At 66.7% G+C, this 24,243-nt stretch carries 23 protein-coding genes; 11 read left to right on the top strand and 12 right to left on the bottom strand.

Annotation, left to right across the window (positions count from 1 at the left end; translation table 11 throughout):
* Window positions 1–24: 24 nt before the first annotated feature.
* The 3 genes from AC6I6S_RS07085 to AC6I6S_RS07095 all read right to left on the bottom strand — a co-directional run bounded on the left by AC6I6S_RS07085 (window position 25) and on the right by AC6I6S_RS07095 (window position 2,777).
* On the bottom strand, window positions 25–1,632 hold the full coding sequence (locus AC6I6S_RS07085) for a hypothetical protein (protein WP_497949033.1): 1,608 nt from the start codon (window positions 1,630–1,632) through the stop codon (window positions 25–27).
* A complete protein-coding gene (locus AC6I6S_RS07090; protein ID WP_497949034.1) occupies window positions 1,629–2,402 on the bottom strand; it encodes an ABC transporter ATP-binding protein in 774 nt (257 codons plus the stop codon). Before AC6I6S_RS07090 ends, AC6I6S_RS07085 begins: the two co-directional genes overlap by 4 nt.
* A 90-nt stretch (window positions 2,403–2,492) precedes the next feature.
* The gene (locus AC6I6S_RS07095) at window positions 2,493–2,777 is read right to left on the bottom strand and encodes a hypothetical protein (RefSeq protein ID WP_497949035.1); all 285 of its coding nucleotides are present in this window, start codon (window positions 2,775–2,777) and stop codon (window positions 2,493–2,495) included.
* Between the two features lie 117 nt (window positions 2,778–2,894).
* Between AC6I6S_RS07095 and AC6I6S_RS07100 the strand changes: the two genes are divergently transcribed.
* The gene (locus AC6I6S_RS07100; protein WP_497949309.1) at window positions 2,895–4,058 is read left to right on the top strand and encodes a ComEC/Rec2 family competence protein; all 1,164 of its coding nucleotides are present in this window, start codon (window positions 2,895–2,897) and stop codon (window positions 4,056–4,058) included.
* Complete coding sequence (locus tag AC6I6S_RS07105) at window positions 4,058–4,333, top strand: DUF3006 family protein (protein ID WP_497949036.1); 276 nt, start codon at window positions 4,058–4,060, stop codon at window positions 4,331–4,333. Before AC6I6S_RS07100 ends, AC6I6S_RS07105 begins: the two co-directional genes overlap by 1 nt.
* A 120-nt stretch (window positions 4,334–4,453) precedes the next feature.
* On the opposite strand, the gene AC6I6S_RS07110 is transcribed toward AC6I6S_RS07105, so the two are convergent.
* Window positions 4,454–8,578 (bottom strand): S8 family serine peptidase, encoded by a 4,125-nt coding sequence (locus AC6I6S_RS07110; RefSeq protein WP_497949037.1) that lies wholly within the window; start codon window positions 8,576–8,578, stop codon window positions 4,454–4,456.
* Window positions 8,579–9,296: 718 nt separating this feature from the next.
* A complete protein-coding gene (locus AC6I6S_RS07115) occupies window positions 9,297–10,433 on the bottom strand; it encodes a thiolase family protein (protein ID WP_497949038.1) in 1,137 nt (378 codons plus the stop codon).
* Between the two features lie 113 nt (window positions 10,434–10,546).
* Here AC6I6S_RS07115 and AC6I6S_RS07120 point away from each other — a divergent pair, with 113 nt between their 5' ends.
* Window positions 10,547–11,251, top strand: coding sequence for a DUF5806 family protein (locus tag AC6I6S_RS07120; protein ID WP_497949039.1), 705 nt, complete (start codon window positions 10,547–10,549; stop codon window positions 11,249–11,251).
* 103 nt (window positions 11,252–11,354) lie between these two features.
* Entirely contained in the window at window positions 11,355–12,269 is a 915-nt protein-coding gene (locus AC6I6S_RS07125; protein ID WP_497949040.1) for an FkbM family methyltransferase, read from the top strand.
* A gap of 84 nt (window positions 12,270–12,353) precedes the next feature.
* Here the strand turns inward: AC6I6S_RS07125 and AC6I6S_RS07130 are convergent, their stop codons facing one another.
* Together AC6I6S_RS07130 and AC6I6S_RS07135 are read right to left on the bottom strand one after the other, a co-directional pair.
* Complete coding sequence (locus tag AC6I6S_RS07130) at window positions 12,354–12,905, bottom strand: DUF7529 family protein (RefSeq protein WP_497949041.1); 552 nt, start codon at window positions 12,903–12,905, stop codon at window positions 12,354–12,356.
* Window positions 12,906–13,017: 112 nt separating this feature from the next.
* The gene (locus AC6I6S_RS07135) at window positions 13,018–13,716 is read right to left on the bottom strand and encodes a lipoate--protein ligase family protein (protein ID WP_497949042.1); all 699 of its coding nucleotides are present in this window, start codon (window positions 13,714–13,716) and stop codon (window positions 13,018–13,020) included.
* Window positions 13,717–14,332: 616 nt separating this feature from the next.
* Between AC6I6S_RS07135 and AC6I6S_RS07140 the strand changes: the two genes are divergently transcribed.
* The 3 genes from AC6I6S_RS07140 (at window position 14,333) to AC6I6S_RS07150 (ending at window position 16,200) form a co-directional block, all read left to right on the top strand.
* The gene (locus AC6I6S_RS07140) at window positions 14,333–15,190 is read left to right on the top strand and encodes a DUF8155 domain-containing protein (protein WP_497949043.1); all 858 of its coding nucleotides are present in this window, start codon (window positions 14,333–14,335) and stop codon (window positions 15,188–15,190) included.
* Between the two features lie 103 nt (window positions 15,191–15,293).
* Window positions 15,294–15,956, top strand: coding sequence for a helix-turn-helix domain-containing protein (locus tag AC6I6S_RS07145; RefSeq protein WP_497949044.1), 663 nt, complete (start codon window positions 15,294–15,296; stop codon window positions 15,954–15,956).
* Window positions 15,957–16,032: 76 nt separating this feature from the next.
* Window positions 16,033–16,200, top strand: a complete 168-nt coding sequence (locus tag AC6I6S_RS07150) for a hypothetical protein (RefSeq protein ID WP_497949045.1) — start codon at window positions 16,033–16,035, stop codon at window positions 16,198–16,200.
* A gap of 159 nt (window positions 16,201–16,359) precedes the next feature.
* Here AC6I6S_RS07150 and AC6I6S_RS07155 read toward each other — a convergent pair whose 3' ends face one another.
* From AC6I6S_RS07155 to AC6I6S_RS07165, 3 genes are all read right to left on the bottom strand, one after another.
* Window positions 16,360–16,614: a Sec-independent protein translocase subunit TatA/TatB gene (locus AC6I6S_RS07155; protein WP_497949046.1), complete on the bottom strand. Its 255-nt coding sequence runs from the start codon at window positions 16,612–16,614 to the stop codon at window positions 16,360–16,362.
* Between the two features lie 130 nt (window positions 16,615–16,744).
* Window positions 16,745–18,631, bottom strand: a complete 1,887-nt coding sequence (locus AC6I6S_RS07160) for a S9 family peptidase (protein WP_497949047.1) — start codon at window positions 18,629–18,631, stop codon at window positions 16,745–16,747.
* A gap of 95 nt (window positions 18,632–18,726) precedes the next feature.
* Window positions 18,727–19,170: a DUF4385 domain-containing protein gene (locus AC6I6S_RS07165; protein WP_497949310.1), complete on the bottom strand. Its 444-nt coding sequence runs from the start codon at window positions 19,168–19,170 to the stop codon at window positions 18,727–18,729.
* A gap of 132 nt (window positions 19,171–19,302) precedes the next feature.
* On the opposite strand from AC6I6S_RS07165, the gene AC6I6S_RS07170 reads away from it, so the two are divergent.
* The 3 genes from AC6I6S_RS07170 (at window position 19,303) to AC6I6S_RS07180 (ending at window position 20,790) form a co-directional block, all read left to right on the top strand.
* Window positions 19,303–19,770: a PaaI family thioesterase gene (locus AC6I6S_RS07170; protein ID WP_497949048.1), complete on the top strand. Its 468-nt coding sequence runs from the start codon at window positions 19,303–19,305 to the stop codon at window positions 19,768–19,770.
* Window positions 19,771–19,837: 67 nt separating this feature from the next.
* A complete protein-coding gene (locus tag AC6I6S_RS07175) occupies window positions 19,838–20,338 on the top strand; it encodes a VOC family protein (RefSeq protein WP_497949049.1) in 501 nt (166 codons plus the stop codon).
* A 107-nt stretch (window positions 20,339–20,445) separates the two neighbouring features.
* Entirely contained in the window at window positions 20,446–20,790 is a 345-nt protein-coding gene (locus AC6I6S_RS07180) for a cupin domain-containing protein (RefSeq protein ID WP_497949050.1), read from the top strand.
* 142 nt (window positions 20,791–20,932) lie between these two features.
* On the opposite strand, the gene AC6I6S_RS07185 is transcribed toward AC6I6S_RS07180, so the two are convergent.
* Both AC6I6S_RS07185 and AC6I6S_RS07190 read right to left on the bottom strand, forming a co-directional pair.
* Window positions 20,933–21,637 carry an SDR family oxidoreductase gene (locus AC6I6S_RS07185; protein ID WP_497949051.1) on the bottom strand — a complete coding sequence of 235 codons (705 nt, stop codon included), beginning with the start codon at window positions 21,635–21,637 and terminating at the stop codon, window positions 20,933–20,935.
* Between the two features lie 220 nt (window positions 21,638–21,857).
* A complete protein-coding gene (locus AC6I6S_RS07190; protein WP_497949052.1) occupies window positions 21,858–22,439 on the bottom strand; it encodes a cysteine hydrolase family protein in 582 nt (193 codons plus the stop codon).
* A 140-nt stretch (window positions 22,440–22,579) separates the two neighbouring features.
* Here AC6I6S_RS07190 and AC6I6S_RS07195 point away from each other — a divergent pair, with 140 nt between their 5' ends.
* Window positions 22,580–24,220 carry an Hvo_1808 family surface protein gene (locus AC6I6S_RS07195; protein ID WP_497949053.1) on the top strand — a complete coding sequence of 547 codons (1,641 nt, stop codon included), beginning with the start codon at window positions 22,580–22,582 and terminating at the stop codon, window positions 24,218–24,220.
* The last annotated feature ends 23 nt before the right edge of the window (window positions 24,221–24,243 follow it).

The raw sequence follows: 24,243 nt of genomic DNA on the forward strand, positions 1-24,243 counted from the left end.
CGGGTCTCGTCGGCGAGGGGACCGCTACGCGGTGTCTGCGATGGCGTCACCCGTCTCGTAGCGCTCGAGCGCGCCCCGGGCGTATCGGTAGCCGAGCAGACCGGCGACGGCCGCCCCGAGCGCGGTCAGAGCGGTCCCGGCGAGGGGTCCGAGGCCGGCAGTGCCGCCGACCCCGAAGCCGACGAGGGCGGGGAGCGCGAGGAGGAGGATCGCCAGGAGGTAGGCCACCATCGCCGACAGCTCCGGCGGCGTCAGCGAGGCGGCCATCGGTCCCTCGAGCGTGGGTAAAAACGAACCGAGGCCCAGTGAGACGCCGACGCCGGCGACAGCGAGCGAGACGCCGACGGTCACGAGCGCAGCGAGCGGAATCGGAGCGTATCCCCAGGCGAGCCCCATCAGGACGGCGACGGCGACGACCAGCGGAACTCCCGGCACGAGCGCCGCGAGGGCGTGACCGCGGAGGACCGCCCCGCGCCCGCCCGGCGTCGTGAGCACCACCGGCAGCGCGATCCGCTCGTTGCCGATCGGGTTCAGCGTCGTTCCGAGCCCCACCGCGGCGGCGGCGTACGTCGCCGCCAGCACCGGAACGAGCGCCGGGCGCGCGCTCGAGATCTCGGCCGTGAGCGGCCCGATCAGCGCGAACGGCAACACGACGTAGATCATCGCCCGCGGCGATCGGCGAATCCGCCGCCAGGTCGCCCGGACGACGGCCGTCGTCCGCCGGTTCGTTGCCCCCTCGAGGGGCGCGACGAGCGAGTCCGCGATGCCTGCGTCGTCGTCGACGGTGCCGTCGTCGAGAACGGTTTCGGCGAACCAGAGCGAGCGTGCGGCCACGAAGACGACACCGGCCGCAGCCGTCGTAACCGCGAGACTCGCCGCGAGCGCCGCGAGGGCGAGCGCGGGATCGACTCCGCTACGGGGCGTCGTGAGCAAAAAGAGGTCGCCGTACCACCCCAGTGGCGTTGCCGCCAGCGCGCCGCCGGCGGTTCGGCTGAGTGCGAGCCCCATGAACGTCGCGAAGACGACGGCGATCCCGATGACGTAGCGGGCGGCGTACAGCCGCGGCGACCGGCGGATCGCCGCCCGAACGCCGAGCCCCGCGGCGGTGCCGGTGAGCAGGCCGGTCAGAACCACCGTGAGGCCGCCGAACAGCGTCCCGACGGCCGTCACCGGCGTCCCCGTCCCTGCGGCGAACGCCAGCGGGCCGGCGACCGCGACCGGCCCGACGAACCACGCGTTCTCGAGCAGTTCGTCCACGAGCACCCCCGAAATCGCCGTTGGCAGCGAGAGCGCCGTGACGAGTTCGACCGGCGGCTCCTCCCAGTCCTCGCTCGTGGTCGCGCCCAGCGAGGCGAGCACCGTGACGACGACGACGCCGATGGCGGCGATCTCGCGAGTGAGCGCGTAGACGGCCGCGGGCTCCTCGCTCACGAGCGTCCCGTAGTGGTAGGCGCCGGGTTCGGGCCAGAACGACTCGTACAGCGGCAGCGGCAGCGAGCCGACGATCACCAGCACGCCGACGGTCGCCCCGAGGAGGACCGCGAGCCCCAGCTGGGGGTGTTTCCGGCGGCGGCGCAGTTCGACGCGGTGGCGAACGGCAGCGACGAACGCGACCGTCCGGGAGCGGTTCATGAGGACTGGGCGGGGTAGGCGTCGTCGTCCGCGCCCGTCACCTCGAGGAAGACGTCTTCCAGACTGCCCGCGCCGGCGTCGGCGCCGCGTTCGGCCTGCCGTTTGAGTTCGTCCGGCGTCCCCTCGGCGACCAGCCGACCGTCGTGGAGGACGCCGATCGTGTCTGCGAGATCGTCGACGACCGAGAGGATGTGCGTCGACAGAAAGATGGTCATCTCCCGGTCCGCGAGGTCGGCGATCGTCTCGCGCATGGTGCGGGCAGCCCGCGGGTCGAGGCCGCTCGTGGGTTCGTCGAGGAAGGCGACCGTCGGCTCGTGGAGCACCGCCTGGATGACGCCGACCTTCTGGCGCATCCCCTTCGAGTAGGCGTCGATGCGCTTGTCGGCGTCCTCGAGCAGATCGAAGCGCTCGAGCAGGCCCTCGATGCGCTCGTCGGCCGCTGCTGCGGGGAGATCCCGGAGGCCGGCGACGTACTCGAGCTGTTCGCGGCCCGTGAGTTCGTCGTAGATGGGCGGCTCCTCGGGGAGATAGCCGATGTGGGGCGTGACGGCGTCGCGGTCGGTGACGTCGTGGCCGGCGACGCGGGCGACCCCGGCGGTGGGGCGGGTGAGCGTCGTCAGCATGCGCATCGTCGTCGTCTTGCCCGCACCGTTGGGGCCGAGAAAGCCGTAGACGCGACCTCGAGGGATTTCGATCGAGAGCCCGTCGACGGCGGTTTCCTCGCCGTACCGTTTGGTGAGCTCTCTGGTTTCGATAGCGAGGTCAGACATTCGTTGCGTGGTTTTCTCTCGGGATAGTAATAACGGTGTCTGTCGCGACACCGTCGCCGGATTCGCCGTCCGCTTCGGGGAACGGTCCCGTCACTCGTCGTCTTCGGTCGGCCGGTTCGGGCGAACGTCGTCCTTCCGGGAGGGGTGGACGTTGATCTCGTGACCCCGGTAGGGGTCCTCCTCGGGATCGTAGAACAGTTCGCTGCGCTCGAAGAGGTACATGAAAAAGCCGAACAGCGGGATCGCACCGACGATGAGCGTCCACTTTCGCTGGTTCATCCCGACCCGGCCGGCGTCCCAGCGAGCGAACGCCGTCAGCCCGAGGTGCCAGACGAGCGGAATGCCGACGATGATCGCCAGGAGGACGAGATCCATACTCGAGTCACGGCCTCGAGCGACCTAAACGACCCGCCTGCTCGCGTCGGTTTCGAGGGAGTTCGTTCCACCAGCGGAGAACAAGTGGCATACGACGCGGACCCGTTGGTGGAGACGATGCGACGCGCGTTACTGATCGCCTTCGTTGCCGCAATGGTGGTACTTGCCGGTTGTGGCGGCGAAACTGGCGCCGACGACGGGCCGTCCCCGCCCGAAGACGGTGACGACCTCGAGGGGACCCAGGCGGCGTCCGACGACGATGACGAAGGCGGCAAGAGCGATGGCAACGGCGAGTCGGAGAGCGACGACGATGGAACAGCTGCGACCGATGGAGCCGAGGGTGAGGAAACCGACGACAGCACCGATGAAACACAGGAAACCACCGTCGAGGGCGACCTCGAGATCCACCACATCGACGTCGGGCAGGCCGACGCCACGCTGCTGATCGCACCCTCCGGCGAGACGATGCTGATCGACACGGGCGACTGGCGACAGGACGGCTCCGGCGTAATTTCCTCCCTCGAGACCCACGACGTCGACCGAATCGACCACCTGGTGGCGACCCACGCTCACGCGGATCACATCGGCGGCCACGCCGCGGTGATCGAACACCTCGAGACCGAGGGCGACGGCGTCGGCGCGGCCTACGACTCCGGAGTCGTCCACACCTCACAGACGTACGAGAACTACCTCGATGCGATCGAGGCCCACGACGTACCGCTCTACGAAGTCGAAGAGGGCGACAGCCTCGAGTTCGGGGACGCCCACGTCGAGTTCTACAATCCACCGACAGGGGAATCGGGCACCGACCTCCACTACAACAGCGTCGCACTGACGGTCGAGTTCGGTGAGGTGACCTACCTCACGACCGGCGACGCCGAAGACGGTGCAGAGAGCCGCATGGTCGACGCACACGGCGACGACCTCGACGCCGACGTCTACCAGGCGGGCCACCACGGCTCCTCGACGAGTTCGACCGATCCGTTCCTCGACGTGGTGAACCCCGAGGTGGCGGTGATCTCGAGCGCGTACGACAGCCAGTACGGTCACCCCCACGACGAGGTGCTCGCCGCCTTCGGCGACCGCGGGATCGAAACCTACTGGACCGCCGTTCACGGCGACGTGGTGGTGACGACCGACGGCGAAACGGTGACGGTTGAACCCGCCAGCGAGGGGCCGACCGACGGCTACGATCTCATCGACGAGAAGCCTGCCGACGACGACGCGGCTTCCCTGGTTCACCCGGCCGTTGATGTGACTGGCGCGCCTACGGTCGGGTAATGGGAGACGCCGAACCCGAACCCGCCGTCGCCGTTCTCGACCGGATCGTCGACGGGAGCGCGGTGTTGTTGCTCGAGGCCGACGGCAAAGTCGTCGACGAGCGCACCGTCGAGGTGACGGACCTGCCCGAAGAGGGACGCCACGAGGGAGCCGTTTTCGACGTCGATCTCGAAGACGGACTCGAGGCGACCTACCGGCCGGACGAGGAACGGGAGCGACGGGAGCGGGCACAGGAGCGGTTCGACCGGCTCTCGAAGCGCCTGGGCGAGGAGTAACCGGCGAGCCGAGCCCGCGGCGTTCACCCGTACCGCTGTGTTCGGCCCAAATGCACGCGACTCGCCGTCCTCCGAACGAAAAATCGCGCCCGAAAAGAATCGGTGTCTCGAGCGCGGCCGTTAGCCCCAGAGCGCCGCTGCGAGCGAGGCGACAACGCCAGTTCCGGAGCCGTCGTCGTCGGCCGCTATTTGGGTCGTTCGCGCGTCGTGGTCCTCGTCGGGGAGCGCGACCGCACCGAACTGCGAGACGAACAGCAGCGCGATCGCTCGCTCGAGGCCCGCCTCGACGATTTCGTCCTCGCCGGCGGGTGCCTCCTCGGCGAGCGCCGTCGCAGTCGCCTGGATCGAATCGACGACCTCGTCGGAGTCGTCGTCGGGGTCGATCGCCTCGTGGAACCGGCGGCCGGCGACGCCTGCCACGCCCGAAACCGCCCGTCGCTCGTCCGCGGCGGCCTCGAGGACGTCTTCGATCGTCGCCTCCGCATCAGTCGCCGTTCCCGCGGCACCGGGCTCGTCGTGGATTTCGGGCTCGAGGCCCAGTCCCTCGTAGAGTTCGGTCATCGTCGGCGCGTAGTCGTCGAGGCCGGCCTCGAGCCAGCCGTCCGCGTCAGCAGAGGCCTTGTACCCCGTAAAGGCGTTCTTCTCGGCCTCGCCGATCTGGCCGGCGGGCGCGTGGAGATCGTCGTCGATCTCTTCGATCGCGTCGGCGTCGAACGCCTCGCTTTCGCTGCCGTAGACCGGCGCGGCGACGGCGTTCCAGCCGGGCTCGAGGGCGGTGCCGTCGGGGTCGTCGCGCAGTCCCGGCGGAAGGTCGTCGTCGTACTGGAAGTCGACGACGGCTCTGACGCCCTCCTCGGGCCCGATCCTGAACGCCGACAGCGTGTCGACGTGCTGGAGCGCACCCGATCCGGTGACGGCCTGCCACACCTGGTCGTCCCGGTTCCAGGTTTCGACGGTTCCCTCGAACTCGTCGGGACCGGACACGCCCAGCAGCTCCCAGATCGTTCGATCCGTGGGACCGGGGATTCCGAGCCCGTACTCGCCGCCGGGCTCGAGGGTCAGATCGACCGCGAGAGCCGTCGGGTCGGGTCGGTCGACCGCCGCGGGCGGAGCCGTCAGGAACGGCGAGTACGCGGCGTCGCCGTCGGCGATCGTGTCGTCGTAGTCACGTTCGCCGAGGTAGTTCTGGCGAACGTCGAAGGGCCCATCCGGGGCGGCGAACCCGTCGCTGGGTTCGCCGACGAACGGGACGTCGGTCGCCGACAGGTCGTTGAACCTGGCCAGGACGGCGTCGGCGTCGAGGCCGAGGAAGCCGCCCTCGAACTCCATCCCGACCGCGGCGTCGACGACGTTGTCCTCGAACGTTACCAGTTCACCCGTCTGCAGGAATCCGGCCGTCGCGACGTCGAGGTCGTTGTTCGCGACGAGGAGTTCGCCGTCACCGAGGCCGAAGTCGCCAGCCCGAACGCCGACGTCGGCCTCGGTAACTCGGTTGCCTGCGATCGTTCCGTCGATGTCGTCGACGAAGATGCCGTTATCCCGGTCACTGAGCGGCTCGTCGTCGCCGGGACCCGTGATCTCGTTGTTCTCGATGGTGTTCTCGCCGCTCCCGCTGAAGTCGCCCTCGACGACGATTCCGCCGTTGAAGTTCTCGCCGTAGGTGACGTCGCAGTCGGTGACGGTCACGTCGGCGGCGTTCTGGAGGTAGATCCCGCCCCAGCCGATGAGGTCGGTCGGGTTCTCGACGGTAACTCCGGTGATCGTCACGTCCGCGACCGGGCCGCCGGAGAGGTCGGTTCCGACGCCGATGCCGGCGTCGAGCATTCGACCACCCTCGACGGTCACGTCGGAGACGTCCGCGTCGAGGAAGACGCCGCTGGTCCCCGCTGCAGTCACGTTTCTGACCGTCGCACCGCTGACGCCGTCGTCGATTCGAACGCCGTTACCGATCGAATTCTTCGGATCGGCCGCGTCGTCGACGACGTTCGCCGCGAGGTTCTCGAGCGTGACGCCGTCGGCGTCGACGTTGATCACGTTCGGTGCCGGAACGTCGCGTTCGTGGAGGATCACCGGCTCCGCTCCGTCCTCGCCACGGATCGTGATCTCCGGCGTGCCGACGTAGAGACCCGCCTGGAAGCCGCGGTCGGGTTCGTCGACCTCGTAGGTGCCGTCGGCGACGACGACCTCGTCGCCGGGGTTGACGAAGTCGACGGCCGTCTGGAGGTCGTCGATCGCTCCCGGTACCTGGATCGGCGACGCGTAGACGGTCGTGGGTCGGAACGTGACCGACGTCTCGTCGTCCGCGGTCGCGAACGTCGTCTCGATCGCGAACTCGCCGATGCCGTCGCCGAGGGTGTCGACCGCGATCGTCAGTTCGCCGTCGTACGGCTCGTCGAACTCGACGGGGTCGCCGAAGTCGGTTTCCTCGCCGTTGACGGACAGCTCGAGGTCGCCGCGGTCGATGAACTGGAGACCGGAAACGTCGACGGTAAGCTCCTCAACGCCCTCGGCGTCGACCGTGAGCGACGTCGACTCGCCGGGTTCGATCCGTTCGGCGGGCGCCTCGAGCACCTCGATCGGCGGGGCCTCGACGACGTGTTCGACCGCGTTCGCCAGAATCTGGCGGCCGGTGGCGGTGACGTCGTCTCGGTCGACGAACGTCCCGACGCCGAGCGAGGCGGCGAGAACGGTTCGCGTCAGGTCGTCGACGGCGAGCCCGTCGCCCGTCTCCGTGAACATGACCGCCGTCTCCGCGAGCGTGACACCCGCGACCTGGCCGGTGTACTCCTCGAAGAAGGTGTGGAACCCGCCGACGAACATGCCCATACCGATCTCGACGGGGTCGGGCTGCGTGACGGGGGCGCTCTCGCCCTCGTCGATCACACCCTCGAGGATCGGGTGGCCCTGCCCGACGGCGTACTCGACGTCAGGGGCCTGGTTCTCGACGATCATGTCGACCGTCTCGGCCGGATCGCCGGTCGCGGCCGACAGCTGCGAGATCGCGTCGCTCGCCGCCTCGAACTGATCCAGGTAGACGACGCCGACCGCGGGGTCGCTCGCGACCTCGGCGAAGTCGGCCGCTTCGTCGCCGAGGTTCTGGGCGACGTACGCCTCGTGCTCGCCGTCGGCTGCGGCGTCGATCGCCTCCACCGCCTCGAGGAGTTCGAACTGGTAGCGGGGCGGCAGTGCCTCCCCGAGCAGCGCCTCGAGATCGGCGCCATAGGCGCCCTGGTCGTCGACGATCCCGATCGGGACCGGCGAGTCGAACACCGACGTGGGGCCGGTGGTCACGGTCGTTTCCTCGCCCGCACCCGTAAGCGTGTGCTCGAGTTCGAGATCGCCGGTTCCGTCCTCGCCGGTTTCGACTGCGACCTCGACCGTGCCGGTAACCCGCGAATCGAACTCGACGGGCTCGCCGAAGGCGGCCTCCTCGCCGTCGACCAGCAGGTCGGCCCCGCCGGCGTAGTCGCCGACCCGCTCGACGGTGAGCGTCTCGAGGTTCGCTGCGTGAAGCTCGAGCGACAGCGTCTCGCCCGCCTCGAGGCCGTCGGGCTGGTCGTCGGTGATCGAGACCGCGAGCGCGTCGCCGAGCACGAACTCGCGGGTGACGAACTCGTCGTCGACCTCGACGGTGGTCGTCTCCGTCGCGTAGCCGAACGCCTCGGCCGTGACCTCGTACGTTCCGGGGCCCGCCCGGAGCGTGTACGCGCCGTCGTCGTCGGTTTGGGTGGGGAAGCCGTCGAGATCCACCGTCGCCTCCGCGATCGGGTCGCCGTCGGTGTCGGTGACGGTGCCGGTAACGCCGCTTTCGGCGGCGACGCGGCCGATCGCCGCCACCGCGTCGACGATCCCGTCGCCGTAGCGGATATCCGTCTCGCCGTCGGGGTTCCGTGCCGTCGACGAGAGTGCCGCTTTGATCTGCTCGTTCGTGGGCGACTCCACCGCGACTCCCTCGATCAACCCGACGAGGCCGGCAACGTGCGGGGCCGCCATCGACGTCCCCGAAATCGCCTCGTAGGGGCCGTCGTTGTGATCGAGTGGGAACGCACTCAACACGTCGACACCGGGTGCAGAGACGTCCGGGACGACGTACTCTTCGGGCCACTCCTCGGGCGCCAGGCGGCCCCAGGCACCGTCGGTGTTGATCGTCTCGCCGCTCGAGAAGGTCGCCACCTCCTCGTCCTCGTCGGTCGCGCCGATCGCGACCGAGTCGTAGACGTTGGCGGGCGATCCCGACGTCCCCACGCCACCTCGAGCAGGATCGCGTTCGCGAGCCAGAACCGGTTTTTGACCGTGAGCCCCTCGGCTTCTTCGACGTAATCGACGATCGGTTCCTGGGCCTCCCTCGCCTCGGCCTGGAGTTCGTCGACGACCGACGCGCCCGCGATCAGCGGAACGTCGACCTCGTCCGCCCGAACGATGACCTCGCTCGAGCCCTCGGCCATCGCGAGACCGGCCCCCGTCGGCAGAACGTTGACCGCCCCGGCGATTCCAAGCCCCTGTAACACCCGCCTCCTCGATACGCCGCGTCTGATGTGTTCGTCTGTCATGAGTGTTTGTGGCACGGTTGCCAGTGGCGATTCACGTGGGCCACAGCTATTAATTACTTTTTAATTATGAGTTTGCATTTACTTAGTTTGTATACTGTCAGTGTGAATTAATTGTATGACAGGCAGTATTCTCGGCAAGAAATTCCGTTACCGGTGTTATCGGTAGTCAGCGAGCGGGCCGACATTCCCAGTGCGCGCACAGCGTCGTCCGAGCGGAACGAGGTCACTCCGACTAGCTGAGACCCCGAGATCCGACCTCGATCGCCGCACTCTGGCGCGACCGCCTTTTGTCTCGCTCGTCGGTACCGCTCACGGATCGCTCCACTCTCCGTTCGCGTTCTCACTCGCTTCGTTCGCTCCGAGCCGCGCTCTCCTCGCTCGCAAAATCTGGACCACAAGCCACAGAATTCGCCTCAGTCGACCGTGAACTCGATCGCCGCACCCTGGCCGAAGCCGACACAGAGCGTGGCGAGGCCGCGACCGCCGCCGCGCTCGAGCAACTCGTGGATCAGCGTCACCGGCAAGCGGGCGCCGGAGGCGCCGAGCGGGTGGCCGACGGCGATGGCGCCGCCGTTGACGTTGAACTTCTCGGGGTCGATACCGAGTTCGTCCCGGCTGTAGACCGCCTGGCTGGCGAAGGCCTCGTTGAGTTCCACGAGATCGTAGGCGTCGATGTCGCGGCCGGTGCGCTCGAGCAGTCCCTCGGTCGCGGGCACCGGTCCGATTCCCATCACGGTCGGGTCGACGCCGGCGACGTTGTTACTCCCGACTTCGGCCATGATTTCGAGGCCGTGCTCCTCGGCGAAGGCCTCGCTCGTGACGAGGACGCCCGCCGCCCCGTCGGAGATCTGGGAGGCGTTACCGGGCGTGACCGTCCCGTCGCTCTTGAAGACGGTCGGGAGGCCGGCCAGGGTCTCGAGGTCGGTGTCGCGGCGGATACCCTCGTCCTCGGTAATGGTGCCGTCTTCGGTTTCGATCGGAACGATCTGGTCCTCGAGGCGGCCCTCGTCGGTGGCGGCGGCGGCGCGCTCGTGGCTCCGAAGGGCGAACTCGTCCTGGGTCTCCCGGGAGACGTCGTACACCTCGGCGACCTTCTCGGCGGTCATCCCCATCTGGAGTTCGCCGACGTTGTACTCGGTGGCGAGCGTGGGGTGGAGGTGGGCGTGGCCTTCGCCCATCGGGTTCCGGGACATGTTCTCGACGCCGCCGGCGATGATACAGTCGCGCTGGCCCGCCCGAATCGCGTCGGAGGCGGAGATGATCGTCTGCATCGAGGAGGCACACCAGCGGTTGATCGTCGTCGCCGGGACGGACTCGCCGAGATCCGAGAGCAGCGCGATCACGCGCGCCATGTTGTTGTCCTGCTCGCCGCGCTGCTGGGCACAGCCCCACATCAGGTCGTCGACGTCCTCGCCGGAGAGGCCGGTTTCGGCGAGGATTTCGTTTACGAGCGGAATCGAGAGGTCCTCGCTCCGGACGTCGGCGAAGACGCCGTCTTCTTTCCCCTGGGGCGTGCGGACGGCCTGCGCGATCACTGGCGTCTGTGTCATATTCGCAGGGAGGTCCCTCACGGACTTAAATGGCCGTCAAACTGCGGGTGACGCGGGTGGAGTTTACGCATTCGAGAACAATTCTTATCCCGGCCGTCTGGGAATAGGGGGCCATGAACGAGGACGGAGCGGGTGATGGACTCGAAAAGGCGGTGGACGAGACGGAAGAGGAACGATCACGGTCGCCCGCGGGCGGGTCGTCACCCGGGAAACCGAAGGACGACGAGGAACCGACCACCGCCGACGGGGCCGCTGGCCCCAAGACGGAAGGAGCGGCGGCGGAGAGCCCGATGCCCGGCGTCCCCGACCCGGATTCGGACGCGGAAGACGAGATACCTGAAGACGTCCAGAAGTACGCCCGCTTCCAGAAGATGGACGGTGCCCAGTACGACCGGGTCAACGAGTTCCTGCGCGATCGGACCTACATCACGGCCCGCGAGTGGGCCATCGCGCGGCTCTGTTCGGACTTCCGGACCGAAACCGGCGTCGAGATGACCAAGATCGGCGAGAACCTCCCCGAGCTCGTCCCCTTCATGACCGACACCTACACCCCGCAGGCGGTCAACCAGGCGCGCTCTTCTTTCGAGGAGAAGGTGCGGATGTCCGGCGCCACCTTCCTCTACGGCGCGATGTGTGACTTCTTTACCGCCGAGGAACTCGACGACGTGATGTACGAGGCCACCGAGGTCGCGAAGTTCCTGCTCGAGGTCGAGGGCGTCGACCTCTCCGTGGAGGACGAACTCGAGGCCGAAGAGCGGATCTCGACGGTGATGCGGGAGGTTCGCGAGGCGAGCAAGGAGTTACGAGCCGACGAGTGACGGACGGACACGGCGAACGCCAGGCTGGTTTACCGAGCTCTTAATCGCCTGCTGAGCAGCTTATCACGTTCATTGTATTATACACATATCAACAGCTATGTCTATGGGAATTGACCATTCATCCAGACTATCGCAGTCGGTTCGGTCGCTCGCAACGAACGGGCTCAGGGCCGCTCGCCGACGACTCGCAACCGGACGAACGAACGCTCTCATTCGCCGTCTCGGTCTGCAGCCGACGCTCGTAACCACCTACTGGACGCTGCGTACCGTCACGTCGCGTGGCGTCTGTACGAGAGAGGTCGGTCCGGCGAGTGTCACCGTTCGTGCCGCCTCGAGCGCCGAATACCGTCATTACCGAACGCTGGTCGACGAGGGGCGGGTTCTCGAGGATCTGCTCTCCCGACTCCAGCCGGAGGACGTGTTCTGGGACGTCGGCGGCTACGTCGGTTCCTACGCCTGTCTGAGTTCGGACGTACTCCCGCCGAATCACGTCGCGAGCTTCGAACCACGCGAGGAGAAAGCCGACCGGATCGAGGCAAATCTGGCGTACAACGGCCTCGAGGCGACCGTTCGACGACAGGCACTTTCCGATCACGCGACCGACGCGACGGTCGGCGGGGCGGGTCGAATGGATGACGAACCGACCGCGGGCGAGCGAGTGTCGACCGTGACCGGCGATTCACTCGTCGCGTCCGGCGATCTGCCGGCGCCGTCAGTGCTCAAAATCGACGTCGAGGGTCACGAAGCGGAAGTCCTCCGAGGGTTAGAAGAGACGATCGAGACGCACACCCGACTCGTCTACTGTGAGGTGCATCCGACGCTGCGACCGAACGTCGGCGAAACCGTCCGCGAACTGCTCGAGGAGCGCGGATTCGACGTCGAGCGCATCCACGAGCGGAACGCGGATTACTTCCTGGTGGCAGAACGCGACACCGAGCGAGTCGAGTCGGTCACGGTCGACGGCCAGCAGCGAGCCGTCGCGACCGACGGGAGCGGAGAACGACGCACCGGCGACTGAGACGTCCACAGCAGCCATCCGAGGTTCCCGGCACGGATCCCGAGCAGCAGCCATCCACCGTATCGTGGTCCGCCAGCGAGGTCGTTACTCCTCGTCGCCGTCGTTCTCGAGCAGTTCGGCAAAGCGTCTTTCGGGGGCGTTCGCCGACACCTCGGCCAGCCGCTCCTCGTCGACGAACAGCGACGGGTCGTCGTGGGCGAACGACACCCAGTTTTCGATCGACAGCGGCCGGACGTGGATTCGGAGTTCCCCCTCCTCGAGCGCCGTCTCGAGTACCGACTTCATTTCCGACAGTCCGTACGCGAGCGGGACGAGGACCGCCACCTCGGAGTCGGTGTCGAGTTCGACCGCCAGCGCGAACGTCGTCTCTCCCATCGGTCGGTGGTAGACCTCGGCCGCGTCGAAGGAGACGTCTCCGCGTTCGACGATCTCCTCGACGGCGTCGTACTCGCTGTCGGGGACCAGGACGCTGAAGCCGAACCGCTCGTCCTTCTCGGCCGGCGAGACGTCACCGGGCTGGACCGCGAACACCTCCCAGCCGGCCTCACGGTACTCCTCGGCGATCGCCTCGGTGTCGGCCAGCAGGTCCTCCCAGAGTTTCGCGCCGGGACTGCTCGGCGACTCGTCGTCGCTCATCGGCTCCCCCCGGCTCGCGGCTCCGCGCCCGGCGCACCGTCCCGTTCCGATCTCGAGTGCATGCCCCAGACCGGGACCGTCAGGGCCAAAAGCGTTGTCCTCCGGGGGCGGCTCAGCGTTCGACGGGAACGATCGAGGGGGTTGCGTCGCCGACGAGCGCGGCCTCGAGCGCCTCCCGGACCCGGTCGGGCTCCCCGGGACCGCCGGCTGCGGCGACGCTGCCGACGGCGTCGGGGTCGAACGGCACGTCGAGGGCGTCGTAGACGGATTCGAGAACCCCCGTGAGCCCCGTTCGATCGTCGACGATGAGAATCCCCGACACGAGCGCGGCGTCGGTCGTCACGCGCTGGGCGATACCGACGAGCTTCGCGGGGACGCCGTCGACTATCGCGGACAGCGAGTGTGCGCCGGGACAGAACGAGTCGGCGGGTTCGCCGCGGTCGGGGTCGACCCCAAGCTCTCGGAGCGCGGCGGCGACGTCGGCGGTGAGCCGGTCGTAGCGTTCGTCGGTTCCCCGACGGAAGTCCGCGACGGGTTCTGTTCGGGCGAACGCGAGCGTCGTCTCCCCGTCGTAGGCGACCGCTCGCCCGCCGACGCTGCGCTCGACGGGCGGAAAATTCGCCTCGCGGGCGGCAGCACGGGCGTGGTCGTACCCGTCCTGGCGAGCGTCCCGTCGACCGAACGCGACCTGGCGGTGGGGCGCCCAGACGCGGACTGCGGGCTCGCCGGTTTCCGTCGTCGTCTCGAGCAGCCGTCCACTGGCCTCGCGGTCGGCCTCGATCGTGGCCGCCCGACCCCGGAACACGCGCATACCTCACGGTTCGAGCCGACGCACCTAACCGCTTCCGTCACGACCACGAAACTCGCGCCGGCGATGGTCGAGAAAACGTGTTGCTCTCGAATACCGTAGCCTGAGCAACAGTACCAACTGAAACGGGTTACACACTGCTCACGGCGAAGAGCCATAACAGGCGAGTTCTTTCGGTTCTGGCCGCTAGTTCGCGAGCAGGTGTACACCGGCTTCTGGTGGCCACTATAGATCATCCTCACTCGTCCGAGCCACCGATTTTCCTGTAATCACATACGGATTTATACACAACACTTTTCAACGTTTGTGTCAGTTGCTCCATTGGAGCTAGCTAACAATGATGACCGTAACGAAGGCACGAATTGCGCTGCTCGTAACGCTCGCACTGATCGCTTTCGCAGTCGATCCCGCCGCAGCCAACTGCGGCGCTGACGGGGAGTGCTTCTATCCGTAACCGGGTATCGCTGTAGCTGATACTCTCGCAGCCATTTTTGTGTGACCCGGTGAACAGCGGAACGCGAACGGGAGCAGAGAAACGATACGTGACCATCGAAACACCCCGCATTCGTCAGGGTTCGAGCCGACGCACCTAACCGCCTCCGTCACCGACTGGCGAGCGATGGCCGTCACGCTCGGTGCGGGGGTGCTGGAACGGTACCAACGGTTTTCGCTGTACAACTCGCCGTATCCCGCCCACGACGCGGGCTGTGCGATCGACCTCTATCCGGGCACGCTTCGCGACGGACGGACCACCGCCGCCCCGAGTCCGGTCGCCGGAACGGTTCTCGAGACGAAGACCGTCCGTGCGCCGCCGAAGCCGTACGCCCCCGAACACGACCACCTGATCCTCCTCGAGTGCTCCTCGCCGGAGCCGCTCGCGGGACTCGTCGCCAGGGTGCTCCACGTCGAGCCGGTCGTCTCGGCGGGCGACCACGTCGGGATCGGCGACTCTCTCGGTCGGCTCGTCCGGGCGGGCTTTTTCGCCCCCTGGGTCGACAACCACCTTCACGTCGGCTTTCGCCGACCGGAGCAGAACCTCCACCGGGCCTCGGGCTCGCTTCCGATCGAACTCGATGTCGAAGTGCGCCCCCTCAGGTGGGACGGCAGCGGCACGGTCGTCGAGACGGGCGAGACGTACGCAGTGCTCGACGCGCCCCGACACCCGACCCCCGGTTCCGGGTTTGTCGGCGTCAGCGCCGACGGAGGCGGCGTTCTCGACGGCGGACTCCCTCACTACGACGGCGGCGGCCTTCTCTGCGGTTCGGACGGCGTAGTTCGGCTCAACGGCGACGCGCTCGGGGCCGCCAACGGACGGACCGTCTCGTGGGACGAGGTGACCGTGACGGCCGACGGCGAGCCGATCACCGGCCTCTCGTTTTTCTGCGCTCGAGACGGCAATTTCGGCGCGAAGCTCATCTGTCCCGACCACGACCTGCGCGTCGGCGAGACGGTTTCGGTCCGCGTGCGGCCGTCGTAGCCGGCCGGCCACGCAGGCGGGACGGATACGACCTCGAGACTGCAATCGGAGCTATCACGATGATACCATTTTGTTGCCGGGTCGCGTAGGACTCCCTTCGACGATGGTCGTCATCCTCAGGTTCCACGTCCCGATCACGGAGTCGGCGTTAGGACGGGCGCTGCAGTCGCACACCGGCACGAGCGTCGAACTCGAGTCGCTGGTTCCCAGCGGAACGGCGTCGGTGCCGTTCTTCTGGGTGTACGCGCGCGACCCCGACGCGGTCGTGGGATCGCTTCGAGAGCTGCCGTCGATCAGGGCCGCGAGCGTCGTCGAGACGGTCGGCGACGCGACCCTGCTCGCCCTCGAGTGGGACGTCGACGGCGATCGGTTGTTTCGCGCGATCACCGACTGCGACGGCTCGGTTCTGCGGGCGATCTGCCAGGACGACCGCTGGGAGATTACTATCAGATTCGCCGAACACGACCAGCTTGGGGCGTTCAAACGCAGCTGTGAGGAGGCCGGCCTGAGCCTCGTCGTCGACCAGCTCTACCACCACTCCGACCGCGCGGCCGACCCGCGGTTCGGACTGACCGACCACCAGCGCGAGGCGCTGGTGCTCGCCGTCGAGCGCGGCTACTACGACATTCCGCGGGGCTGTACGACGATGGACCTGGCCGACGAACTCGGCATCTCGGCCCAGGCAGTAACCGAGCGCCTTCGACGAGCGATCGCCAACATCACCGAACACACGTTGCTGGCCTCGAGACCCTCCGTGAGGCTGTAAGCTCTGGCCGACCCTTATCCGTCAGGCCACCGTGTTAACCCGTTCGCGGGCGTATTCTCCGTCGGAGGTTACAGGAATGGGTGACTCGAGCATCGACGATGCCCCCGACGGTCAGGAACGGTCCCCGCCCGAGAACGAACTCTACATGATGGAGGGGCGTACGTACGTCCTCTGTAGCGTCGAGTTCCCGTCTACCCGCTGGATCGAAACCGACGAGATCGCCGATCTGGACGAGTGGCGGTAAGACAGCGGCTGTAGTGCACGAATCCTCCTTCTCGGTCGCACACCTGTTCTGCGAGTCACTCTACACTCTCGGCCACCCACCGGTGTGAGCGGCCACCCAGCGGTGTGAGTGGTGAGCGAGTGCCGGCGACGAACGGCGGTCGGGCGGAAGCCGAAGCAGCTAGACGACCTCCGGTTCCGTCTCGGGGTCACTCTCTGATTCGTCGATGTGGTCGATCTTCCGCGTCGACTCGCGCAACTCGCGTAGTTCCCGCTCGACGCTCTCGCGTCCCTTCTGGAACTCGCCCATCGACTCGCCGGCGGCTCGAGCGAGCCCCGGGAGCTTCGCCGAGCCGAATAGCAACACGGCGAGGAAGAAGATGATCAGCAGTTCGGGGCCACCTGGCATCATAAATAACGGTACGACGGTCATCATCTCGTATGGAGAGACGCCTCGTGCGAATTTAAACGAGGAACCTGATAGCCGAACGCCGTCCCGAAGGCGGATTGAGCGCGAGGGACTCAGAGCGGACGGACCACCGGCGTACCGACGCGGGCAGTGATCGCTACAGTCGCCGCTCGAGGAAGTCGTCCACCAGCCGCAGCGACCGGATCTTCTGGTCGACGTCGGTCGAGCCGTGGCCTTCTGCACCCAGTTCTTCGTACTCGTAGTCTCCCTCTTCACCCTCTTCGTAGCCGAGTTCCTCGAGTCGATCCCGGAAGATTTCGGCCTGCGAGAGCGGCACCCGCGAGTCGTTGACGCCGTGGACCATCAGCAGCGGGGCGTCGAGGTTCTCGGCGTGGGTGACCGGGCTCCGCTCGCGGTAGAGGTCGGGGTTCTCCTCGGGGGTGCCGAGGTACTTCTCCATGAGGCCGACGCGGTAGTGGGGCATCGACTCCTCGTACATCGCCTCGAGGTCGGTGACGCCGATCCAGGCGATGCCCGCGGCGTACAGTTCGGGGTAGGCGACCATCTGCCAGTAGGCGCTGTACCCCCCGTAGGAGCCGCCAAAGACGGCGATCCGGTCCTCGTCGATCCACTCCCGGTCTGCGAGCCAACGGGTGCCCGCGGCGATGTCGTCCTGCTCGCCGCCGCCCCAGTCCTCGATCAGCAGGTTCTTGAACTCCCGGCCGCGGCCGACGGAGCCGCGGTAGTTCACCTGCAACACGGAGTATCCCTTCGAGAGGAGGTACTGCAGGCGGTAGCTAAAGCCCAGCAGGTCGAGCGCCGCCGGCCCCCCGTGAGGGTTGACGATCGCCGGCGAGGGCCGCTCGCCGGAGTCGTAGAGGATGCCGCCGATCTCCATCCCGTCGTGACTCTCGAAACGGAAGTACTCGCCGTCGACGAACGTCTCGGGATCGATATCGCCGTACTCGGGCTCGAGCAGGGGTTTCGAGTCGCCGGACTCACGGGTCGTTTCACTCCCCGTTCGACGTTCCGAGACGCGATGTGCCTCGCTCTCCAGTTCGTAGTGCAGCAACGTCGACCGCTGGGTCGGCGTCTCCTGGGAAATGATAACTGCGCGCTCCTCCCCGACGATCGTGCCGTGGCCGGGGAAGTTCGCGACCCCCTCCGGAAGATCGAACTCGCGGGCCGCCCACTCGCTGCCGTCCGCACCGTCGCCGTCCGCGCGGCCGTAGACGAGCGGAACAACGGCGGCGTTTCGGACGCGCCGCACGAGAATCTCGTTCCCGTCCGGGAGGAACGCGACCGGGCTCTCGACGTACTCACCGGAACTCACCCACTCGAGGTCCTCACGCTCGAGGTCGTAGATCCCGACGCGGCTCCTGTCCCCGGTGTTGTCTCCCACCAGGAGTGCGTCGCCGTCGGGCGACCAGTCCGCAGCGGTGACCTCTGCGCCGACGTCACCGATCTCGAGATTGCGTTTGTTCGAGCCGTCGGCGTCCATCACGTAGACGTCCGTGTTCTCGAGGTCCTCGGTTTCGTTGGCCGTGTAGGCGACCTGTGTCCCGTCGGGGCTGAACGTACCACCCCCGGCTGGCTTCTCGTACGCCGTCAGTTGCTCGACCGTGTCCTCGTAGCGATCGTAGCGATAGACGTTCATCTGCTCGCCGCTGTCGCTGCCGAACAGCAGCCAGCGGCCGTCCTCGCTGACGTCCTGCAGGATCGTCTGGCCCTCGCGTTCGATCACCGGTTCGACGTCGCCCTCGAGGTCGATGGCGTAGACGTCGTTCTGCTCGTCGCCGCCGTCGTCGTCGTGGAAGTAAATCGTCTCGCCGTCGGGACCCCATCGGAAGGGCCAGCGGGCGTTTCGAGGCACCTCGCCGTCCGATAGTTGGTGCATCTCGCCCGTCTCGACGTCGATCAGGTGGAGTTCGTTGCGGCCGGTGCCGTCGTAGTAGACGGCAACGTATTCCCCGGTCGGGGAGGCAGCGGGGTGGTAAAAGCTCGGTAAGCTGGCGAGTTCCTCGAGCGGCACGTCCGTTGACATTAGCGAGTGGTTCACACTCGGAGGGTATCAGCCTGCGGGAAGGCGGAGCGGTATGCCGGTTGTTCGTTCTGCGTGATAGATCGATCCGGACCCGGCTACCCGTGGCGCTCGCGGTGTCGCTCTTTGGCTCGCCGGTAGGCGTCGTCCTCCCGGACGCGCTCCCAGTATTCTTCGAACACGAGTGCCGCCTCGCGCTTGTCCTGGTCGGCCCACTGCTCCGGGTCGCGTTCGTTCCCGTCGTCGTCGTATTTCTTTCCACCCGGATACTTCGCGTAGCGCATCGCCCGCGTGTACCCCATCTGGAGGTACTTGCGGGCCATGTCCATCCCCGGAAACTCGTCGTCGTCCCGGTACTGTTCGTAGCGGTCGTAGATCGCTTCGGCGGCCTCCCGGGCCGCCGCCTCGTCTTTGTACGACCAGAGGGGCAGCAGTTCGCTCTTGTACGGCTCGACTTTAAATACACCTTCTTCACCGCGGCCGATCTCGTAGGCTCCGGGATGCTCGCGGAAGTCCGTCTCGTACTCCGGATCGTCGCTCATTGCGGTGACGTGCATACGGCCTCGAGTCGGATGAACGCCCGCCAGGCAGCCGCCACGGGCGAATAAACGGCCGACAACGGGCCGTATCCGACAAACGGCACACACAAACCCCTGGCTCGCACACTCGAGGACATGACTGCGGAAGACGAGTTCGAAGCCCACCGCACCCTCCTGCAGGGGTACATCGACGAGAACCACGAGTTTCTCTCCTGGCTCGGGACCACCGTCGACCACGTGGGGCGGGGAACGATGACGATGTCGATCCCCTACGACGACAAGCTGACGAACACCCGCCCGAACGGGGACGGGCGGCGACCGGACATCCACGGCGGCGTCGCCGCCACGCTCGTCGACACCGTCGGCGGCCTCGCGCTGCGAACCGAGTTCGACGAGCCGACGAACGGCGGGGTCGCCACGATCAACCTCAACGTGAACTACCTCCGGCCGGCGACCGGCGACCTCGCGGCGACCGCCGACGTCGTCCGCGCGGGCTCGAGCGTCGGCGTCAGCGAGATCACCGTCGAGACGACGACCCCCGACGGCGAGACGGTGGAGGTAGCGACGGGACAGGGAGCCTACCGCCTGTTTCGCACCGAGTGAAACGGACGCGGGCCGAACGACCCCAGCCCGGAACGTTTTGGCGGTCGAGGTGGTGCCCTCGAGTGACATGACCGACACCGACGAGGCGACGGAGACGGGCGAGGGACCGGCTATCGAGAGCGGCGACGACCGACCGCGGCTGGTCGGGATCAACCACGTCGCCCTCGAGGTCGGCGACATCGACGCGGCCCTCGAATTCTACGAGTCGCTGTTCGCCTTCGAGCTTCGCGGGCGCGGGGAGTCGATGGCGTTTCTCGACATGGGCGATCAGTTCATCGCGCTCTCGGCGGTCGAGGACCACGATAGCGCCGACGAGAAGCGCCACTTCGGGCTGGTCGTCGACGACCTCGAGGCCGCAACACGGCGAATCGAGGAGCAGGGCGTCGACCGCCTCGACACCGGCGGCGTCGACGTCCGCGATCCGTGGGGGAACCGCCTCCAGCTGGTCGAGTACGGCGAGGTTCAGTTCACGAAAGCGGAGCACGTCCTCGAGGGGATGGGGCTCGATCTCGATAAGAGCGACAGGGCGCTCGAGGAACTCGCGGAGAAGGGAATGAAACCAGAGTAACGCCCCTCTCGAGGTTGTGTACTTTGATACCGCGGAATACGGAGTGCCAGTCTCGCGTCCGTTCTACAGGCACACTTATCCCCTGGTGTGCTGTGTTATAGCATATCATGGATGACGAGTTGATAGTGAAATCGTTCGAGTCACCCGATGAAACGATGGCGTTTGACGCCGGAAAGGGCGAATGTGTGCAGCTGGGAGAGAGGAAGTTCTGGCTGTCAACTGTCGAACCGGGATGGAAGTTCTCTAAAGATAACGGTCCTGCTCTGGGAACCGAGATGTGTCCATTTCCACACCGTCTGTTCATGCTCTCTGGACAGATGACTGTCGAGATGGAAGACGGTACCCGTGAGACACTCGAGGATGGCGATGTTGCATCGATTCCGCCGGAACACGACGCGTGGGTGGAAGGTGACGAACGGGTCGTCTGGTTCGAAGAAGAACTCGATGTGTGAAAGCTACAGCAAACCGTTCGCTCTGACCGCACTTTATATTCAGCGGGTAAACTGAACTGCCCGGTGGCTGTCACGACTGGCGTGGTGAGAACAGTGGGCGTAGTCAAACGCAGTGCCCAAGTCAGTAGAAGAGCCTGTGCGGCTACATAGACGCCGTCAGACCGCCGTCGACGCGGATGTTCTGTCCGGTGATGTAACTCGAGGCGGGTGAGAGCAGGTACGCGACGGCGTCCGCGATCTCTGCGGTTCGCGCCGGCCGGCCCATCGGAATGTGCGCTCTCGTTTCCTCGTCGACGTCGTAACTATCGACGAACCCTGGTTGCACGGTGTTCATCCGGATCCCGGTCGCCGCGTATCGATCGGCGTAGAGTTTAGTGAAACTCCCGAGTCCAGCACGGAGCACCGAGGAGACGGGAAACTCGCTCGAGGGTTCGAACGCCGAGAACGTGGAGATGTTGACGATCGACCCGTGACCCTGATCTTCCATGAAGGGGGTGACGAGTCGCGACATTCGGACGGTGTTCAACAGCACGAGGTCCAGTCCCTCGTACCACTCCTCGTCTGAAATCTCGAGGAGGTCGCCCGAGGGCGGGTGACCCGTGTTGTTCACCACCGCGTCGATGCGCCCATAGCGTTCGTCGGTCGTCTCGACGAGGGCTGCCAGGTCATCGGGATCAGTCACCGAGCCCTCGAACCCGTCCCCGCCGAGTTCGTTCGCGACCTCGACGGCGCCCCCCGACCGGGACAACAGCACCGGCGTGTATCCGTCCTTGGCCAACCGCCGGGCACAGGCCGCTCCGATACCGCTTCCAGCCGCCGTCACGAGCGCTACTTTCGGTTCAGTCATGCAACGAACTACCGCGACCGCGATCGTAAAAACACCTGCGCGCACACCAATCGAAAGCCGCGTACACCTGCACGATCGTCTCCGCGTTCCGCTCCGTACGCCGCCCGCGCCTGTATCGGGTCGGGCGGAGACGGCGGCCGTGTCGAGACGCGCGCCCATCGAGCAAACGCACCCGCACACGAGCGCCTCGACGCAGTCGGCGCGACGGACGGGCCCAGAGTCAGGCGAACTCGAGCCCCCCGCTCTTGACGACCTCGCCGAACAGCCAGCCGGCGTGCTCTAAGGCGTACTCGTGGTGGTCATCCTCGATCGCCCCGATACAGTCTTCGACCAGCAGCGGCCGGAAATCCCGCAGCCCCGCGCTGCCGCCCGTGTGGAGCACGCAGACGTTCGCGAGCGTGCCACAGAGCACCAGGTTCCTGATGCCGCGGGCTTGCAGCCAGCCCTCGAGTTCGGTGTTGTAGAAGGCGTCGTAGGTGTGCTTCTCGACGACGAGGTCCTCGTCGCGCACGTCGAGGTCCTCGACGAGGTCGGCCTCCCAGGAGCCCTCGAGGACGTGCTCGCCCCAGCGGTCGAACTCGTCGTAGTAGTGGGCGTCCTCGAACTGCTCGGGCGGGTGGACGTCGCGGGTGTAGACGATCCGCACCCCGGCGTCTCGAGCGCGGTCGACGAGGTCGACGATCGGGTCGATGACGGCCTCGCTGCCGGGGGCGTACAGCGAGCCGTCGGGGTGACAGAAGCCGTTTTGCATGTCGACGACGACGACCGCGGTGGTCTCCGGATCGAGCGGTGTCGCTCCCATACGTGACTGGAAGCACGGGCTACCGATAGTTCTTGTCCGGGAGGCGCGCGCGTTCATAGTTCTTGTCCGGGAGGCGCGCGCGTGCCCCGCCTGGTGACTGAACACCTAGTTTTATACTTCAGTTCTCCTGACTATATGTGATGAAAACCCGTTCGGCCCGTGTCCTGTTTCTTCTGTTATGTTTCTGTCTCGTCGGAACGGCACTGCTCGCGACCCCGGTCGCCGCCGACGACGATACGGAACTCGTCGAAGAGTGTGCAGCGACGCCACACGACGACCACGCTGCGCCCGACGAAGGTAACGACACGATCGGCTGGTTCGACGGCTACTGGTACGACGAACCGCTCGAGATCGACGCGAACGACGGGATCACGGAGGAAGAACTCGAGGCGCTGAGCGCTCGCACCGCCGCTCGGTTCGAGGCGATGCGCTGTCTGACCTTCGAGGAACTACCGCCGGTCGAGATCGTCGATCGAAACGCGTTCGCCGAGGAGAACGAGGCGCAGTACGGGGCGGTCGACGACCGGACGCGGCTGTACGACAACGCCCAGTTCGAGGCGCTGTTGTTGATCGGCAGCGAGGAAGACGCCGTCGAAGTCCGCCAGGAGGACCGCAGCGCGACCGTCGGGGGCTACTACGACTTTCGGGACGAGCGAATCGTGGTCGTCTCCGACGATCCGGAGACGCTGCTGATCGACGAGGCGATACTGGCACACGAACTCGGGCACGCCCTGCAGGACCAGCACTTCGACCTGGCGGGCTACCAGCGGGACACACAGGACCTCGACAACGGCAAACTCGGTGTCATCGAGGGCGACGTCCACCGGGTCGAACACCAGTACCTCGAGTACTGCGCGGAGGATCGCTGGAGCGAGCCGTGTATCACCGAGGGCGATCCCGACGAGGACGAGGCGGCCGAGGGCGGCGGCGAGCCGCCGAGTTGGGGACTGTACTTCATGCAGTTCCAGCCCTACAGCGACGGCCCGTCGTTCGTCGACCACGTCTACGAGGAGGGTGGCTGGGAGGCCGTCAACGCGCTGTACGACGACATGCCGACCTCGTCGCTGCACACCATCTACCCCGAGACCTACGGCGAGATCGAGCCCGAGGAACTCTCCGTCGACGACGAGAGCGGCGACGGCTGGGAGCGGCTCAACGCCGGCGGCCCCGGCCACCAGGTGATCGGTCAGGCCGGCCTCTCGGCGATCCTCATGGACCCCGCCTACGACGGCAACCCGATCGTCGACCCACAGCGGTTCCTGAACACCGATCCAGCCGGTAACATCGACGAGACGAACCCGCTCAACTACGACCTCGAGGAGACCGAGGGCTGGCGCGGCGACAGGCTCTACGTCTACCACGACGAGGAGGACCGAACCGCTTCGGTCTGGAAGATTGCCTGGACAGACGGCGAGGAGGCGGAACGCTTCGCCGACGCCTACGAGCAGCTGATCGACCACCGCGGCGGCGAGGCGGTCGACGCGACGAACCGAACCTACGAGTTCGGCGACGACAGCGAGTTCGACATGGCCGTCACGCTGACCGTCTCCGACGACCGGCTGTGGATCGTCACCGCACCGACCGTCGAGGAACTCGAGGACGTCCACGGATCCGCGTCGATCGAGGAACCCGAAACCGACGACGAGGAGACGGCGGCGGGCGACGACGGTGGCACCGCCGGCGAGGCGGACGAAACGCCCGGCTTCGGGCTCGTTAGTGCGCTGCTGGTGCTCGCGCTGGTCGTGATCCGCATCGGTGTCGGGCGGCGAAACCGGCGGTAGCGCTCCGTGAGGATCCGCGGCGG

The sequence above is a fragment of the Natrononativus sp. DTA114 genome (assembly GCF_059736515.1).

Coding starts and splice junctions, on each gene's coding strand:
- AC6I6S_RS07185 (WP_497949051.1), bottom strand. CDS start 21,637: ATGACTGAACCGAAAGTAGCGCTCGTGACGGCGGCTGGAAGCGGTATC.
- AC6I6S_RS07100 (WP_497949309.1), top strand. CDS start 2,895: ATGCGACGCGCGTTACTGATCGCCTTCGTTGCCGCAATGGTGGTACTT.
- AC6I6S_RS07105 (WP_497949036.1), top strand. CDS start 4,058: ATGGGAGACGCCGAACCCGAACCCGCCGTCGCCGTTCTCGACCGGATC.
- AC6I6S_RS07150 (WP_497949045.1), top strand. CDS start 16,033: ATGGGTGACTCGAGCATCGACGATGCCCCCGACGGTCAGGAACGGTCC.
- AC6I6S_RS07190 (WP_497949052.1), bottom strand. CDS start 22,439: ATGGGAGCGACACCGCTCGATCCGGAGACCACCGCGGTCGTCGTCGTC.
- AC6I6S_RS07165 (WP_497949310.1), bottom strand. CDS start 19,170: ATGAGCGACGATCCGGAGTACGAGACGGACTTCCGCGAGCATCCCGGA.
- AC6I6S_RS07180 (WP_497949050.1), top strand. CDS start 20,446: ATGGATGACGAGTTGATAGTGAAATCGTTCGAGTCACCCGATGAAACG.
- AC6I6S_RS07160 (WP_497949047.1), bottom strand. CDS start 18,631: ATGTCAACGGACGTGCCGCTCGAGGAACTCGCCAGCTTACCGAGCTTT.
- AC6I6S_RS07140 (WP_497949043.1), top strand. CDS start 14,333: ATGGCCGTCACGCTCGGTGCGGGGGTGCTGGAACGGTACCAACGGTTT.
- AC6I6S_RS07125 (WP_497949040.1), top strand. CDS start 11,355: ATGGGAATTGACCATTCATCCAGACTATCGCAGTCGGTTCGGTCGCTC.
- AC6I6S_RS07155 (WP_497949046.1), bottom strand. CDS start 16,614: ATGATGACCGTCGTACCGTTATTTATGATGCCAGGTGGCCCCGAACTG.
- AC6I6S_RS07170 (WP_497949048.1), top strand. CDS start 19,303: ATGACTGCGGAAGACGAGTTCGAAGCCCACCGCACCCTCCTGCAGGGG.
- AC6I6S_RS07115 (WP_497949038.1), bottom strand. CDS start 10,433: ATGACACAGACGCCAGTGATCGCGCAGGCCGTCCGCACGCCCCAGGGG.
- AC6I6S_RS07090 (WP_497949034.1), bottom strand. CDS start 2,402: ATGTCTGACCTCGCTATCGAAACCAGAGAGCTCACCAAACGGTACGGC.
- AC6I6S_RS07175 (WP_497949049.1), top strand. CDS start 19,838: ATGACCGACACCGACGAGGCGACGGAGACGGGCGAGGGACCGGCTATC.
- AC6I6S_RS07085 (WP_497949033.1), bottom strand. CDS start 1,632: ATGAACCGCTCCCGGACGGTCGCGTTCGTCGCTGCCGTTCGCCACCGC.
- AC6I6S_RS07135 (WP_497949042.1), bottom strand. CDS start 13,716: ATGCGCGTGTTCCGGGGTCGGGCGGCCACGATCGAGGCCGACCGCGAG.
- AC6I6S_RS07095 (WP_497949035.1), bottom strand. CDS start 2,777: ATGGATCTCGTCCTCCTGGCGATCATCGTCGGCATTCCGCTCGTCTGG.
- AC6I6S_RS07130 (WP_497949041.1), bottom strand. CDS start 12,905: ATGAGCGACGACGAGTCGCCGAGCAGTCCCGGCGCGAAACTCTGGGAG.
- AC6I6S_RS07120 (WP_497949039.1), top strand. CDS start 10,547: ATGAACGAGGACGGAGCGGGTGATGGACTCGAAAAGGCGGTGGACGAG.
- AC6I6S_RS07145 (WP_497949044.1), top strand. CDS start 15,294: ATGGTCGTCATCCTCAGGTTCCACGTCCCGATCACGGAGTCGGCGTTA.
- AC6I6S_RS07195 (WP_497949053.1), top strand. CDS start 22,580: ATGAAAACCCGTTCGGCCCGTGTCCTGTTTCTTCTGTTATGTTTCTGT.